Origin of the sequence: Stenotrophomonas sp. STK16_22 (assembly GCF_051984505.1) — a bacterium.
Taxonomy (GTDB): Bacteria; Pseudomonadota; Gammaproteobacteria; order Xanthomonadales; family Xanthomonadaceae; genus Stenotrophomonas; species Stenotrophomonas maltophilia_A.
The window spans coordinates 4,017,478-4,032,529 of the sequence record NZ_CP196972.1 but is presented as its reverse complement, the minus strand read 5'-3'; the positions used below and the strand labels follow the sequence as shown (position 1 = coordinate 4,032,529).

Annotated in this window: 13 protein-coding genes; 8 read left to right on the top strand and 5 right to left on the bottom strand. The window is 67.0% G+C overall.

Going from position 1 to position 15,052, the window contains the following annotated elements:
• The first annotated feature begins 4 nt into the window (after positions 1–4).
• From ACSYAO_RS18640 to ACSYAO_RS18630, 3 genes are all read left to right on the top strand, one after another.
• Positions 5–1,516 carry a hybrid sensor histidine kinase/response regulator gene (locus ACSYAO_RS18640; protein WP_149908681.1) on the top strand — a complete coding sequence of 504 codons (1,512 nt, stop codon included), beginning with the start codon at positions 5–7 and terminating at the stop codon, positions 1,514–1,516.
• A gap of 40 nt (positions 1,517–1,556) precedes the next feature.
• Positions 1,557–1,685 carry a hypothetical protein gene (locus tag ACSYAO_RS18635; protein ID WP_262975182.1) on the top strand — a complete coding sequence of 43 codons (129 nt, stop codon included), beginning with the start codon at positions 1,557–1,559 and terminating at the stop codon, positions 1,683–1,685.
• A 209-nt stretch (positions 1,686–1,894) separates the two neighbouring features.
• Positions 1,895–2,023, top strand: coding sequence for a hypothetical protein (locus ACSYAO_RS18630; RefSeq protein WP_262975181.1), 129 nt, complete (start codon positions 1,895–1,897; stop codon positions 2,021–2,023).
• A gap of 75 nt (positions 2,024–2,098) precedes the next feature.
• Here ACSYAO_RS18630 and ACSYAO_RS18625 read toward each other — a convergent pair whose 3' ends face one another.
• Positions 2,099–2,842: a 20S proteasome subunit A/B gene (locus tag ACSYAO_RS18625; RefSeq protein ID WP_149908680.1), complete on the bottom strand. Its 744-nt coding sequence runs from the start codon at positions 2,840–2,842 to the stop codon at positions 2,099–2,101.
• 93 nt (positions 2,843–2,935) lie between these two features.
• On the opposite strand from ACSYAO_RS18625, the gene folK reads away from it, so the two are divergent.
• Positions 2,936–3,421, top strand: coding sequence for a 2-amino-4-hydroxy-6-hydroxymethyldihydropteridine diphosphokinase (gene folK / locus ACSYAO_RS18620; RefSeq protein WP_149908679.1), 486 nt, complete (start codon positions 2,936–2,938; stop codon positions 3,419–3,421).
• A 60-nt stretch (positions 3,422–3,481) separates the two neighbouring features.
• On the opposite strand, the gene ACSYAO_RS18615 is transcribed toward folK, so the two are convergent.
• The gene (locus tag ACSYAO_RS18615) at positions 3,482–4,219 is read right to left on the bottom strand and encodes a pteridine reductase (RefSeq protein ID WP_024957037.1); all 738 of its coding nucleotides are present in this window, start codon (positions 4,217–4,219) and stop codon (positions 3,482–3,484) included.
• Positions 4,220–4,278: 59 nt separating this feature from the next.
• Here ACSYAO_RS18615 and ACSYAO_RS18610 point away from each other — a divergent pair, with 59 nt between their 5' ends.
• Both ACSYAO_RS18610 and ACSYAO_RS18605 read left to right on the top strand, forming a co-directional pair.
• Entirely contained in the window at positions 4,279–5,463 is a 1,185-nt protein-coding gene (locus ACSYAO_RS18610; RefSeq protein WP_010480950.1) for a class I SAM-dependent methyltransferase, read from the top strand.
• Entirely contained in the window at positions 5,460–5,852 is a 393-nt protein-coding gene (locus ACSYAO_RS18605) for a VanZ family protein (RefSeq protein ID WP_149908678.1), read from the top strand. The genes ACSYAO_RS18610 and ACSYAO_RS18605 overlap by 4 nt, the downstream gene beginning before the upstream one ends.
• A 135-nt stretch (positions 5,853–5,987) precedes the next feature.
• On the opposite strand, the gene ACSYAO_RS18600 is transcribed toward ACSYAO_RS18605, so the two are convergent.
• The 3 genes from ACSYAO_RS18600 to ACSYAO_RS18590 all read right to left on the bottom strand — a co-directional run bounded on the left by ACSYAO_RS18600 (position 5,988) and on the right by ACSYAO_RS18590 (position 12,277).
• A complete protein-coding gene (locus ACSYAO_RS18600) occupies positions 5,988–8,345 on the bottom strand; it encodes a beta-N-acetylhexosaminidase (RefSeq protein WP_149908677.1) in 2,358 nt (785 codons plus the stop codon).
• Between the two features lie 111 nt (positions 8,346–8,456).
• Entirely contained in the window at positions 8,457–11,117 is a 2,661-nt protein-coding gene (locus ACSYAO_RS18595; protein WP_149908676.1) for a TonB-dependent receptor, read from the bottom strand.
• A 143-nt stretch (positions 11,118–11,260) separates the two neighbouring features.
• Positions 11,261–12,277 carry a glucokinase family protein gene (locus ACSYAO_RS18590; protein ID WP_032130422.1) on the bottom strand — a complete coding sequence of 339 codons (1,017 nt, stop codon included), beginning with the start codon at positions 12,275–12,277 and terminating at the stop codon, positions 11,261–11,263.
• A 376-nt stretch (positions 12,278–12,653) separates the two neighbouring features.
• Here ACSYAO_RS18590 and ACSYAO_RS18585 point away from each other — a divergent pair, with 376 nt between their 5' ends.
• Positions 12,654–13,943 (top strand): sugar MFS transporter, encoded by a 1,290-nt coding sequence (locus tag ACSYAO_RS18585; protein ID WP_032128949.1) that lies wholly within the window; start codon positions 12,654–12,656, stop codon positions 13,941–13,943.
• A 39-nt stretch (positions 13,944–13,982) separates the two neighbouring features.
• Positions 13,983–15,050, top strand: coding sequence for a LacI family DNA-binding transcriptional regulator (locus tag ACSYAO_RS18580; protein ID WP_006391719.1), 1,068 nt, complete (start codon positions 13,983–13,985; stop codon positions 15,048–15,050).
• The last annotated feature ends 2 nt before the right edge of the window (positions 15,051–15,052 follow it).

Sequence of the window (15,052 nt, the reverse complement as noted above, 5' to 3'; positions counted from 1 at the left end):
GCCCATGCCCCTGACCGGTCCCGCCCTGGGGGCGCTGCGCATCCTGCTGGTGGAGGACTCACCGGAAGATGCCGAGCTGATGTCCGAACAGATGCTCGACGCGGGCCTGGAGGCCCGTTTCGAGCGTGTCGAGAGCGAGGCCGAACTGCGCCAGGCACTGGTCGCGTTCCAGCCGGACATCGTGCTGTCCGACCTGAGCATGCCGGGGTTCTCCGGTGATGACGCGCTGCGCATCGTGCGCGAGACCTCACCGGAAGTGCCCTTCATCTTCGTCTCCGGCACCATGGGTGAGGAGAACGCGGTGGCGGCGCTGCAGAAGGGCGCCAACGATTACATCATCAAGCACCTGCCGGCGCGCCTGCCGTCGGCGGTGGCGCGTGCGATCCGCGATGCACGCAGCGCCATAGAGCGCGCGCGGGTGGAAACCGAACTCATGCGCGCGCAGCGCCTGGAAAGCCTGTCGCTGCTTGCCGCCGGCCTCAGCCACGACCTGCGCAACATCCTGCAGCCGCTGCTGATCATGCCGGACCTGCTGAAAGCGCGCACCGAGGATCCGCAGCTGCACCACCTGGCCGATGTCATCGCCGAGTGCGGCCGCCGTGGCCACGAGATGGCCGAGTCGATGCTGTCGTTCGTGCGCGGCTCGCGCAAGCCGAGCGAGCGCATCGAGATCGATGGCCTGTTCGATGCGGTGGCGCTGCTGTTGCGCAGCAACGTGCCCGATGCGGTGCGCCTGGAGTTGCAGGTGCAGGACGAAGGCCTGGTGGTCGACGCCAACTACACCGAACTGCAGCAGGTGATGCTGAACCTGGCGCTCAACGCGATCCAGGCGATGCCCAACGGCGGGCGCCTGAGCCTGACTGCCAGCCATGCCGGCCAGCGCGATGGCGTGGACTGGATGCAGATCTGCGTGGCCGATGAAGGCATCGGCATGGATGCGGACACGCTGTCACACCTGTTCAATCCGTTCTTCACCACCAAGGCCGATGGCACCGGCCTGGGGCTGATTTCCTGCAAGCGCATCGTTGAAGGCGCCGGTGGCAGCATCCACGTCAACAGCCAGCCGGGGCAGGGCACCTGCTTCGAACTGCGGCTGCCGATGCATGAGGCCATCGATGGCAGCGAGCCGATCGAGCAGCTGGTGGCGCTGGGCAGTGGCCAGTCGATCCTGGTGGTTGACGGCGAAGCCACGCGCCTGTCGCTGCTCGGCAACGCGCTGTCCAGCCAGGGTTACCAGTTGCAGCTGGCCTCCGATGGCCCGGCGGCGTTGCGCTGGATGCAGCAGGAGGCGATGCCGGCGCTGGTGATTGCCGATGCCGGCTCCAAACTGCTGCCGGCCAGCCAGCTGCTGGGCGAGATGGCCACGCTTGGCTACCGCGGTCCGGCGCTGGTGCTGGAGGATCCGGCGGTGCCAGTCGCGGCGGACGCGTTCCCGGCCGGTGTGGAGGTGCATGTGTTGCACAAGCCGCTGCAGATGCAGCAGGTCTTCCGCGCGGTGGCTGAAGCGCTGGGCTGATGCCGCGGTAGTGCCGGCCGCTGGCCGGCATCGCCGTGCGATGGGATCACTGCGGTTGCCGGCCAGCGGCCGGCACTACCGGTCCCCGGTTTCTCTGGAGATGCGTGGCTGGTATTGGCCGCTGCCGATGCAGCAGGTGTTCCGCGCGGTGGCCGAAGCGCTGGGCTGACGCCCCGGTAGTGCCGGCCGCTGGCCGGCATCGCCGTGCGGTAGGATCACTGCGGTTGCCGGCCAGCGGCCGGCACTACCGGTCCCCGGTTTCCCTGGAGATGCGTGGCTGGTATTGGCCGCTGCCGATGCAGCAGGTCTTCCGCGCGGTGGCCGAAGCGCTGGGCTGATGCCGCGGTAGTGCCGGCCGCTGGCCGGCATCGCCGTGCGATGGGATCACTGCGGTTGCCGGCCAGCGGCCGGCACTACCAGTCCCCGGTTTCCCTGGAGATGCGTGGCTGGTATTGGCCGCTGCCGATGCAGCAGGTGTTCCGCGCGGTGGCTGAAGCGCTGGGCTGATGCCCCGGTAGTGCCGGCCGCTGGCCGGCATCGCCGTGCGGTGGGATCACTGCGGTTGCCGGCCAGCGGCCGGCACTACCGGTCCAGGGTTTCCCAGGGGAACCGCGGCAGCGCGTCCACCGCCTGTTCCAGCCGCCGCGACCAGTTCTGATGAATATCGGCATACAACGCCGAATCCGCGCCCAGCCGCAGCTGCTGGCCGATGCGCAGCTCGCCGTCGCGCAGCAGCGCCAGATCGATCGGCAGGCCCACCGACAGGTTGGAACGGATGGTGGAGTCCAGCGAGACGATCGCCGTGCGCGCGGCATCCTCCAGGTGTGTGGCCGGGCTGAGGATGCGGTCGAGGATCGGCTTGCCGTACTTGGACTCACCGATCTGCAGGTAGGGCGTTTCCGGCGAAGCAGCGATGGCGTTGCCGAGCGGGTAGATCATGTACAGCCCGGGCCGCTCGCCGGCGATCTGGCCGCCGAAGATCAGCGTGGCCTGGGTATTGACCCCGTCATGGCCATGTTCGCTGTGGCTGCTGTGCACCTGGCTGTCCACCAGCAGTTGGCCGACGTACTCGGCGGCTTCGAACAGGTGAGTCATGTCGCGCAGGTTGGGCGTGCGCCGTTCGCCGGCATCGCGCCCCAGGCGCGACACCAGCAGCTGGGTGGTGGCCAGGTTGCCAGCCGCCATCAGCACGTAGGCTGCCTGGCCGGGGTACTCGAACACGTGCAGCTTGCGGTGCACGCGCACATCGTCCAGCGAGGCATTGGTCCGGGTGTCGGCAGCGAAGACCAGGCCCTCGTCCACCTCGATTCCAACGCAATAGGTCATGTCGGTGCCCTATCATGTGCGTCCCGGATTGTAGGCAGGCCGCCGTGACGACGGCATGTCCACGCCCCCCCCAAGTGCCGTCACCTGAACCGCATGACCACCGTGCTCCTGAGCCTGGGCAGCAACGTCCAGCCCCGTCGCTACCTCCACGCCGCGGTGGCGGCCCTGCGCGAGCGCTTCGGCGCGCTGCAGGTGTCGCCCGCCTACCGTACCGCCGCGGTCGGCTTCGATGGCCCGGCCTTCCTCAACAATGCGGTGGCGATCGAAACCGGCCTGCCGCTGCAGGAACTGGACGAGTGGCTGCATGCGCTGGAAGACGCGCACGGGCGCGACCGCAGCGGGCCGCGCTTCTCCGATCGGACCCTGGACATCGACGTAGTGTTCTACGGGGATCTGGTGGTGGAAGGTCCCGGCCACCTGCGCATTCCGCGCCCGGAGCTGAAGCACGCCTTCGTGCTGAAGCCGCTGGCCGACATCGCGCCGGGCTTCATCGACCCGGTCAGCGGGCAGGACCTGGCAACGCTGTGGCGTGCGCACAGACAGTTTGGCGAGGCGTTCGAGGTGGTGGACCTGGAATGAGGGTGGTTGCCGGCCAGCGGCCGGCACTACCGCTCGCGCCGGCCGCTGGCCGGCAACATTTCAACTGACCGTGCGCCCACCATCCACGCGCAGGGTGTGGCCGGTGACGAAGCTGGCTTCGGCCACCAGCCAGTAGACCGCCTCGGCGATCTCCTCGACCGTGCCGATCCGTGCCAGCGGCGTGCGCGCCAGCAGCGCCTCGCGGGCGAAATCGTCCTTGCCCTGTTCCGGCCACAGGATCGCCCCCGGCGCTACCGCATTGACCCGCACTTTCGGCGCCAGCTCCAGCGCCAGCGAGCGGGTGGCCATCTCCAGCGCGGCCTTGGCCATGGTGTAGGCGATGTGGTCGCGCATCGGGTCGGTGCCGTGCAGGTCGGTCAGGTTGACGATGCAGCCCTGCTGGCGGCGCAGGTAGGGCGCCGCCGCCTGTGACAGCAGCAGCGGCGCGCGCGCATTGACCGCATACAGCTCGTCCATCGCCTCGGCGGTGACCTGGCCGAGTGGGGTGGGGAAGAAGTTGGAGGCGTTGTTGACCAGTGCATCCAGTCGCCCGAAGTGGGTGACGGCCTGCTCCACCAGGTCGGCCAGGGCGTCGGCGTCGCGCAGGTCGGCCTGCAGGGCCAGCACGCTGCCCGGGCGCACGTTGTCGAAATCGAACGCGGCCTGCTGCAGCTCCGCGCTGGAGGTGTTGGCGTGCAGCACCACCGACCAGCCACAGGCATGGAACTGGCGGGCGATGGCCGCACCGATCCGGCGCGCGCTGCCGGTGATCAGGACCACGGGGTGGGTGTCGCTCATCGAGGGTCCTCCAAGGCTCGGCTATCCTGTGCACCATTGTCACCGCATTCGAAGACGCCATGCAGCCCACCTTCCCCCTGCCCGAAGCCGATGCCCTGGCCCACAGCGACCAGCTGGCCGCCGCCCTGCGTGCCGAAATCCTTGCGCAGGGCGGGGCGATGCCGTTCTCGCGCTTCATGGAACTGTGCCTGTACACCCCCGGCTGGGGCTATTACAGCGCCGGCGCCAGCAAGTTCGGTGGCAGCGGTGACTTCACCACCGCGCCCGAGCTCGGCAGCCTGTTCGCCGGCAGCGTGGCCAATGCGCTGGCGCCGGTGTTCGCCCAGCTGGGTGCGCAGGCGCGGATGCTGGAACTGGGCGGTGGTACCGGCGCCTTCGCCGAAGCGGTGCTGCTGCGCCTGGCCGAGCTCGACGCGCTGCCGTCGCGCTACGCCATCCTCGAACCCAGCGCCGACCTGCGCGAGCGCCAGCAGCAGCGCCTGCAGCAGAACCTGCCGGCCGAGCTGGCGGCGCGCGTGGACTGGGTCGACCGGCCGTTCGAGGAGGACTGGGAGGGCGTGGTGTTCGCCAACGAGGTGATCGACGCATTGCCGACGCCGCGCTTCCTGATCCGGGATGGCGAGGTCTACGAGGAAACCGTCGAGCTGGATGCCGAAGGCAACTTCATCCGCGGCGCGCAGCCGGCCGACATCCTGCTCAATGGCGCGGTACGCCACATCGAGCGCTACCTGGAAAAGCCCTTCGCCGAGGGCTACCGCTCCGAAGTGCTGCCGCAGCTGCCGTACTGGCTGCAGGCGGTCGCCGGTGGCCTGCAGCGTGGCGCGATGCTGTTCGTCGACTACGGTTACAACCGCGGCGAGTTCTACCAGCACGACCGCGACGATGGCACCGTGCGTGCGTTCTACCGCCACCACGTGCACAACGACGTGCATCGCTGGCCGGGCCTGCAGGACATCACGGCGTCGGTGGATTTCACCGCGATGGCCGAGGCCGGCATGCACGGCGGTTTCGAGCTGGCCGGTTACTGCAGCCAGGCCAGTTTCCTGCTTGGCAACGGCCTGGACCAGGTGCTGCTGCTGGCCGAGGAACGCACCGATGAAGTGGGGCGCATCCAGCTGCGCGACCAGGTGAAGAAGTTGACCCTGCCGACGGAGATGGGCGAGCGCTTCCAGGCCATCGGCCTGCAGCGTGGCGTCGACTTCGAACCGGCCTTCGAGCTGGGTGACCTGAGCTGGCGCCTGTGAGCCACGCGTTGCCGGTGATCAAGCCGCTGCGGCGGCCCCGGCTCTGGGCCGCGCTGTGGGCGGCGGCAGTACTGCTGGTGATCGTGGTCTGCCTGATCCCACCACCGCCGATTCCGTTGCCGGAAAACAGCGACAAGGGCGAACACTTCCTCGCCTATTTCATCCTGGCCGGCAGCGCGGTGCAGCTGTTCCGTCGGGGCCGCCCGCTGCTGTGGGTGGGCGTGGGCCTGGTGCTGATGGGGATCGGCATCGAGTTCGCGCAGGGCGCGCTGACCATCAACCGCACTGCTGACCCGATGGATGCGCTGGCCAATACCATTGGCGTGCTGGCCGGCATGGCCACTGCACTGACCCCGATGCGCGACCTGCTGCTGCGCTGGCGCGGGTAAAGGCGTGCCAACCAAGGTTGGCACCTACCGGTAGATCCACGCTGCGTGTGGATGGAATCAGTAGATCCACGCCATGCGTGGATGAGCTGCCCGAGGTGCCGACCAAGGTCGGCACCCACCATGACAGACCTGTCATTACTTCCCCAGCGTGACCTCATCCAGCACCCACATCGCCGGGCGCGTATCGCCGGTGAAGTTGATGCACAGGTCACTGGTGCCCTGGGTGCCCTTCGGCAGCGCCGCACGCAGGGTCACGAAGCCATCGGCATCCGGCTTGGCCGGCAGCGGCACTTCGGCCAGCACCTTGCCGCTGCAGTCGCCGCGGCGCACCAGCATCTCGCCATGCGCGCGCTTGGCCTTCTCGAAGCGACGCTTGGGCTCGTCGTGGGCCAGCTGGAAGTAGTACGGGATGCGACCTGCACGCACTTCCACGCTGCCGATGCCGTCCAGCTGCGCCTGTGGCCAGCGCCAGCACGGCTGGAAGATGTCCACGTTGAACACCGCACGGGGGCCCTCGCGTGGGCCATCATCTTCCAGGCGCAGCACCAGGCCCTTCTTGCCTACGCAGCTGAGCAGTTCATCACTGCGGCGGCTGAGCAGCGATTGTGCGCTGAAGTCCGCGACCGTCGGCTTCGCGGCCAGCATCTGGCCCTGGTAGAACGCGGCGGCCTGCACAGCGGCGGGCAGCTGCGCCGTCAGCGGCTGCTGGTACAGCGGCGACTGCGCGGTCACCGGCTGGCCATCGGTGCTGTAGCGCACCTCATAGCCCAGCGGATTGGCCAGCGACACGGTCACGGTGTTCTTCGCGCGATCATCGGTGTAGTCCACGCCTACTTCGAACGGGGTCTGCGCATAGGCCAGGCCCCAGGCACGGTAGCGCTGCAGTTGTGCCGGCAGGCGTGCGAGGAAATCACGGAAGTCGCGATGTTCCGGCGTGCTCCAGCCTGTCTCGGCCACGGCGGCCAGGCGCGGGAACAGGTTGTGCTGCAGGCGTGCATAGCTGCGCGTGTGTTCGGTGAACATGTTGGCCTGCAGGCCGAGGATGTGCCCGCGCTTGTCGGCGGCCAGTTCGGCCGGCACCGGCTCGAAGTTGTAGAGCTTGCCGAGGTTGACCTGGGTCGGGCGGCCCGGCGGTTCGTTCGGTGAGGCCGTCTGCAGGTAGTCCAGGTACAGGTAGCCGACCGGCGACATGATCACGTCATGCCCGGCGCTGGCCGCAGCCAGGCCACCCTCGGTGCCCTGCCACGACATCACCGTGGCCTGCGGCGGCAGACCGCCTTCGAGGATCTCATCCCAGCCGATCAGGCGCCGGTCGTGCTCCTCCAGGAACGTCTCCAGGCGCTTGATGATGTGGCTCTGCATGGCCATCTCATCCTTGATGCCCAGTGCACGCATGCGCTGCTGCACCTGCTTCGAAGCTTCCCACTGGTCCTTCACTGCCTCGTCGCCACCTACGTGCACGTACTTGGCCGGGAACAGTTCGATCACTTCCTCCAGCACGTTCTCGAGGAAGCTGACGGTGCTGTCTTCGACGTTGAACAGGTTGGGGAACACGCCCCATTCGCTGAGCGGCTTCAGTGGTGTATCGATGGTGCCCAGTTCGGGATAAGCGGCGATCGCAGCGGTCGCATGGCCGGGCACGTCGATTTCCGGAATCACCTGGATATGCAGCTTCGCGGCATAGGCGATCACTTCGCGGATCTGGTCCTGCGTGTAGAAGCCGCAGTACGGATGCTCCTGGCCGCTGACCGGATCGATGCCGCCATCGCCGGCCGGCAGGCGGCAGCTGCCCACTTCGGTCAGCTTCGGGTAGCGCTTGATCTCCATGCGCCAGCCCTGGTCATCGGTGAGGTGCCAGTGGAAGGTGTTGAGCTTGTGCGCAGCCATTGCGTCGAGCACGCGCTTGATCTCGTCCAGGCTCTGGAAATGCCGAGCCGAGTCGAGCATGAAGCCGCGCCAGCTGAAGCGTGGCGCATCCTGGATCTGCACCGCTGGCAGCACCCCATTGCTGCCGCCGGTGGCGAGCTGGGCGAGGGTGGTCGCGCCATAGAACAGGCCGGTTTCGTTGCCGGCCTGGATCAGCACGCCCTGCGCGGTGCTCTCCAGCGTGTAGCTTTCGCCGCTGTCGCGGAAGGTGGGCACGATCTGGAAGCGGATGCTGCCGGTCTTGGCTGCAGCCTTGCCCTTGGCCAGGACAAGGCGCGGGCCACCACTGCGGGCCAGCAGGTCCGCGAACTGGGCGGCGACGCGCTGCGCGACTTCGCCTTCGGCCTGCAGCACGGTATCGGCGCGGACGGTGATGCCGCTGCCCTGGCCGCGCTGCACGGTGGCCGGGGCCGGAATCAGCATCAGGCTGCCGGCACGCAGCTGCGGACCGGGTGCTTCAGCGGCAGGCGTGGGATCGGCGGCGAGCGCCGGCAGTGCCGGCAGCAGGGCGAGCAGGCTGCCCAGCAGCACTGCGCTGCGCATCCGGGCGCGGGAAGGCTTGACCATCGGAACGACTCCTTGGAACGGTGCGATGAACGCTATACATGAAAAACGCCGAGCCCGGAATGACCCAGGCCCGGCGTGCGTGCACGACTCGGCGATGTTGCCGCCGCTGAATCAGTACTTGAAGCGGAAGTTGAGGTAGTACTGGCGGCCGTTGCTGTAGAACGAGGTCGGGATGGCCGCGGTCTGGTAGTACTTGTAGGTCGGGTTGTTGAGGTTGAGCGCATCGAAGCTGATGCTCAGCCAGTCGGTGGCCTTGTAGCTCAGCGATGCCGACAGCGTGCCGAAGTCATCCTGGTAGTACGGGTTGGCACCGGACAGGCCGATCAGGAACGACGAACGGCGCGTGTAGCTGACGCGTGCACCGAAGGTGTCGTTCTCGAAGTAGGCACCCACGTTGTAGGTGTTCTTCGAAGTGCCGAGCAGGTTGTCGGTTCCATCGGCCCAGGTGTGCTCGGTGCTGCCATCAGCGTAGGTGTAGTTGGCGTTGACGCCGAAGTACTCGCCGATCGGCTGCTCGTAGGCCACTTCGATACCGCGCACCTTGCCATCGGCGTTCTTCGGACGCGAGATGTCGTACTCCTCGAGCTGGTTGGTCAGCTCGCTGAACAGCATCTGCTTCTCGGTGCTGAAGGCCACGTAGTCCTTCAGGCGCATCGAGTACGCACCGACCGACAGCATGCCGCGCGGCATGAAGTACCACTCCAGGTTGGCGTCGAAGTTGGTCGAGATCACCGGCTTCAGTTTCGGATTGCCGCCGCCGCCCTTTCGGTTCAGATCCGAGCCGTACGAAGACGCACCCAGTGCGGAGTAGTCGGGCAGGGTCTGGGTCTGCGAGGCGGCGAGGCGCAGCACCAAGTCGTCGCGCAGGTCGTACTTGAAGTTCGCGCTCGGCAGCACGCGGTTGTGCTTGTTCTCGAAGGCTTCGCGGGTCCACGCACCGAACAGGCTCTTCACGTCCGGCACGGTCGAGCCGGTGGCGGTGGCGTAGGTATCGATGTCCTGCTTGATGTTGACGTAGCGCAGGCCGACGTTACCGCTCCAGCGGTCGCCGCTGAAGTTGCCCTGCACGTAGGCGGCGAAGTTCTTTTCGGTCACCTTCCATTCGGCACCATAGTTGTGGCGGCCATCCGGACCGTCATTGCCCGACAGCCATTCGGAGTTGTTGGTCACCGCATTACGCAGTGCTGCCGGGGTGTAGTACCAGATGTTGCGTGGGAAGTTGCCGCCGATGTCGCCGGCGAAGCCACCCGGGTAGTTGGCGGTGGGGCTGCCGCGCAGGGCGTCCCAGATGTTGCCTGGGGTGGCGCCTTCCGGCGACTTTGCTTCACGCGTGTGGTCGGCGTAGCGCGCGCCGAAATCGATCGAGCTCAGCACGCCTGCGTTGAAGTACTGGCTGAAATCGACGTTGGCCCACTTTTCCTTGTCGATCGCAGTGACCTGCTGGTTGCCCCAGGTGCCGCCCCAGCTGGCGCCGGCAGGGCTGATATCGCCCCCCACATTCCAGTCCACCGGCGAGCCGTTGCCATGGGTGGTCCAGCTGGCGCCGCCACCCTTTGCAGTCAACAGCTCGGCGATGTACTGGCGCGGCGTTTCGCCAGTGCCCTTGGTGGTACCGGCCTGGAACTTCGCAGTCAGGTTTTCGCTGACCTGCCAGTCGGCATCCAGGGTGATGTAGTTGGTCTTGGCCGTCGACTCGCGGTAGATCATGTCGTACACCGCGTAGTTGGTGTCGGGCATGCCCTTGTAGCTGGCCTGCGTCAGCACGCCATCCTTCACCACATAGCCCGGATCAGGCGCCTGCGACTTGCCGAAGCTGTTGCCGAACATCATGAAGTTGCGGTTGTAGTTGTTGGCTTTCAGCTTGGAGCTGAAGCCGCTGAGTACGAAGCTCAGATCATCGGTCGGCTTGAACTGCAGCGAAACCAGGCCACCCGTACGCTTGCGGGTCTGCTCGAACAGGGTTGAGCCCAGCAGGCCCGGAACCTGTACGCCGAGCAGATCCGGGTTGGTCTTGGCCACCGGATCGTTGGCTTCGATAGTGAAGAAGCCACCCGGAATTTCCTGCGCTTCGCGGCGCAGCTCGCGCTTCTGGCTGAAGGCCTGCAGCATCACGCCGAAGGTGCCTTCATCGTTCTTGTAGTTGAACAGGGCCGACAGCTGCGGGTCGTTCGACTTGGCCTGGTCCGAGCGCACCGCGCCGATCGAGCCTTCCGCGGTGAACTGCTTGGAGAATTCCAGCGGCTTGCGGGTGATGATGTTGACGGTACCGGTGGTGCCGCCGTCCTGCAGCTTGGCCTGCGAGGACTTGTTCACTTCCACCGAGCTGACCAGTTCCGACGGCAGCAGCGAGTAGCTGACGCTGCGGCCGACGTTGTTGCCCTGGCTGAGCACGAACCAGTCGGCCGAGCCGACGGTATGGCCGTTGATCAGGGTCTGGGTCAGGCTCGGGCTGGTGCCGCGCAGGCTGACACGGTCGGCTTCGTCGAAGCCGCCTTCGTCGGCGCTGGACGAGCTGATGTTCACACCCGGCAGGCGCTGCAGGGTATCGGCGACGTTGTGCGCGGGCAGCTTGCCCACGTCTTCGGCGGTGACCACTTCCACGCGCGCATTGGCTTCGCGCTTGGTATCCAGCGACTTTTCCATCGAACCACGGATGCCGGTGACCTGCACGGTATCCAGGTCGGTGGCGGTCTGGGTGGCCTGCTGCGCGTGCGCGCTGAAGGCGAGGCAGCTGACGATGGCGGCCGAAAGCAGGGTCTTGCGGGTGTTCATGATGTCTCTCCTCATCACTCGATTGGATGCCGGCGGCGGTGTTCGATTACGGTTGCGATGACATGCGCGGGGCGGCGGCGAAGTCCCGTGCGTTGGCGTGCCACGTACTGCGTGCTGCGATTGCGTTGAAGCCTGTTGCGGTGTCAGGCGGCCGACTGCTGCAGGTACCAGCTGGCAGCGCCGACCACGCCCAGCTGGCCGTGCTCGACGACCTTCACCGGGATGCGTGCCAGCGCTTCGCCCATCGGTCCCTTCTGCAGGTAGCGTTCGACGAAAGTGCTGGCGTGCAGGTATTCACGGATCTGCGGCAGGATGCCGCCGGCCAGGTAGACGCCACCGTGGGCGCCGTAGAACAGCGCCATGTCGCCGATGGTGCTGCCGAGCAGGCCGCAGAACACATCCAGCGCCTGGCGCGCATGTGCATCGCTGTCGGCCATGGCCGCAGCGGTGACCGCGTCGGGGCTGGCCAGGGTCGGCGCCTGGCCCTGCAGTGCGCACACCGCGCGGTACAGGTTCATCAGGCCCGGGCCGGAGATCGCGTGTTCGATCGACACGTGCGCGCGGTCGCGCTGCATGTGGCGGACGATGGCCATTTCCAGTTCGGTGCTGGCGGCCAGGGTCGGTTGCCCGGCTTCGGTCGGGAGCACGACCGGGCCGTGCGCGGTAGGGATCCACAGCGCGGCGCCGAGGCCGGTGCCGGGGCCGACCACCAGGGTCGGGCCGCGGGCGGCGGTTTCCGGTCCGCACAGGTGCAGCACGCCACTGGCGTCAACCTGCGCGGCGGCGTAGGCCACGGCTTCGAAGTCGTTGACGATGTAGACCCGCTGCAGGCCGACGTCGGCTTCCACCTGGCGCGCCGACAGCGGCCACGGCAGGTTGGCGGTGATCACCGTGCCGTCCTCGCGGGCGTAGCCGGCACTGGCGACCACGCAATGCGTGGGCCGCGGGCCTTCGCCGAGGAAGTCGGACAGGATCGCGCTGAGGCCGGCATGGTCGGCGTTGCGGTATTTGCGGTACTCCAGCACCTGCACCGGATGGGCGGCATCACCGCTGGCCTGGACCCGGGCCACGCGCACATGGGTGCCACCGACGTCGGCGGCCAGGAACGTCGGCGCGACTCGGGACAGGACATGGGCCGGGGCGGGGTGGCTGGCGGTCACGCGGGCTCCTGCTGCAGGTGGGGCCGGCCCCGGGATCGGGGGCGGCGATTGGGGCGGAGTCTGTAACCCCGCTGACAACGATGTCAACGAGTTCGTGACACTTTCGTTGCTGCATCGCAACGAATGCGACATGCAGTAAACGTTTACATGACGTGAGTGCGGCTTTCACGTGGGAACCGTTGCCGCACATGGGCCAAGGCCTTCGGCGCATTCAGCACGATGCGTTGCGATCGGGTTGCGCAGTGCAGCACGAGGTTCACAGGGCTGCGTGTGGAAGTTGACAAACCGCAGCTGTCCATCGAAAGAATGTGACAACGTTGTTCCCAGCCACTCTCCGACGCCGCGTTCTGCGGCCGTCGCCGCAGGAGCCCTCCTGATGTCCGCCGTCCCCGCTGCAAGCGCGCGCCCGAACGTGGCCACCTCCATCGCCATCGTTGGCGTGTTGTTCTTCCTGATCGGCTTCTTCACCTGGCTCAACGGCCCGCTGATCACCTTCGTCAAGCTCGCCTTTGAACTCAGCGAGGTCGGCGCCTTCCTGGTGCTGATGGTGTTCTACCTGTCCTACTTCTTCCTGGCCCTGCCGGCGTCCTGGATCCTGCGCCGCACCGGCATGAAAAAGGGCCTCAGCCTGAGCCTGCTGGTGATGGCCGGTGGTGCTGCGTTGTTCGGTGAGTTCGCCACCCAGCGCTGGTACCCGGGCGCGCTTGGCGGCCTGTTCGTGATCGGCAGCGGCTTGGCCCTGCTGCAGACTGCGATCAACCCGTACATCTCCATCCTCGGCCCGATCGAGACGGCGGCACGCCGCATCGCGCTGATGGGCATCTGCAACAAGATCGCCGGCATGCTGGCGCCGGTGCTGATCGGCACGCTGGTGCTGCACGGCATCGGTGACCTCGATGCACAGGTGCAGGCCGCAGATGCGGTCACAAAGGCCGCGCTGCTGAACGAGTTTGCCGCCAAGATCCACACCCCGTACCTGGCGATGGCTGCGCTGCTGGTGGTGCTGGCGGTGGCCGTGCTGTTCTCGCCGCTGCCGGAAATCAAGTCGTCCGAAGCCAACGCCACGCCGGCGGCTGCCGGTGCCGCCGAGCGCCGCAGCATCTTCCAGTTCCCGCATCTGTGGCTGGGCGTGCTGTGCCTGTTCGTCTACGTGGGCGTGGAGGTGATGGCCGGTGATGCGATTGGTACTTACGGGCATGGCTTCGACCTGCCGCTGGACCAGACCAAGATGTTCACCTCGCTTACCCTTGGCGCGATGCTGGTCGGCTATGTGGTCGGCCTGCTGCTGATCCCCAAGGTCGTTTCGCAGTCGCGCTACCTGACCATTTCGGCGGTGCTGGGCGTGGTGTTCTGCCTGGGCGCCTGGGCCACCCACGGCTATGTATCGGTGGCCTTCGTGGCCCTGCTGGGCTTCGCCAACGCCATGATGTGGCCGGCGATCTTCCCGCTGGCGATCCGCGGCCTGGGCCGCTTCACCGAAACCGGCTCGGCCCTGCTGGTGATGGGCATTGCCGGTGGCGCGATCATTCCGCAGCTGTTCGCCGTGCTCAAGCAGCACATCGACTTCCAGCTGGTGTTCGTGTTGCTGATGGTGCCGTGCTACCTGTACATCCTGTTCTACTCGGTGGTCGGCCACCGCGCCGGCCTGCCGCAGGACAAGGCCTGATCGGCGATGATGGACGGCAGCCAACCCCAGGGAAAACCCATGCGCAGAGCGACCATCAAGGACGTTGCGGAAAAGGCCAAGGTCTCGCTGAAGACGGTCTCGCGGGTGATCAACAACGAGCCTTCGGTGATGCAGGCCACCCGTGCGCGGGTGCTGCGTGCCATCGCTGAACTCGATTACGAACCCGATCCATCCGCGCGCAACCTGCGCAGCGGCACCACCTTCGTGATCGGGCTGGTCTACGACAACCCGAACCCGTACCACATCATCGGCGTGCAGAACGGCGTACTGGCCGCGTGCCGCGAGACCGGTTTCGGCCTGCAGATCCATCCCTGCGATTCCAGCTCGCCGCTGCTGGCCGATGAGCTGGCCGACTGGGTGCAGCGTTCGCGCCTGGCCGGGTTGGTGCTGACCGCACCGATGTCCGAGCGCCGCGACCTGATCCAGGCACTGACCGCGCGCGGCATCAAGCTGGTGCGCATCATTGCCGCCACCGAAGACCCGGCCGACGGCGCCTGCGTGTTCGTCGACGACCGCGAGGCCGCCTACGAGATCACCGAGCACCTGATCCAGCTGGGCCACCAGCGCATCGGCTTCCTCTGGGGCGGCATCTCGCACCGCTCCTCGGGCGAACGCTATGCCGGTTACGAAGCCGCGCTGAAGGACTACGGCATGACCGTGGACAAGCACCTGGTGGTGCAGGGTGACTACACCTTCGACGACGGTTTCCGGGGCGCACGCCGCCTGCTGGCGCTGCGCGAGCCGCCCACGGCCATCTTCGGTTCCAACGACGAAATCGCCGCCGGTGTGCTGGCCGCCGCCAAGTCGGCCGGCATGAACGTGCCGTATGACCTGTCCATCGCCGGTTTCGAGGACAGCCCGTTCTCGCGCCAGTCGTGGCCGCCGCTGACCACCGCCAAGCAGGCCACCGAAGACATCGCCCGCCACGCCGCGCGCCTGCTGATTGCACAGCTGCGCAGCGACGCCTATGACGATGCGCCGGCACCGCTGCACAACCAGGGCTTCGTGCCGCAGCTGGTGGTGCGCGGTTCGACCGCGCCGATGCGCCCGGCCGGCGCACGCCCCCTTCCTTCCGATCCTGCCTGAGC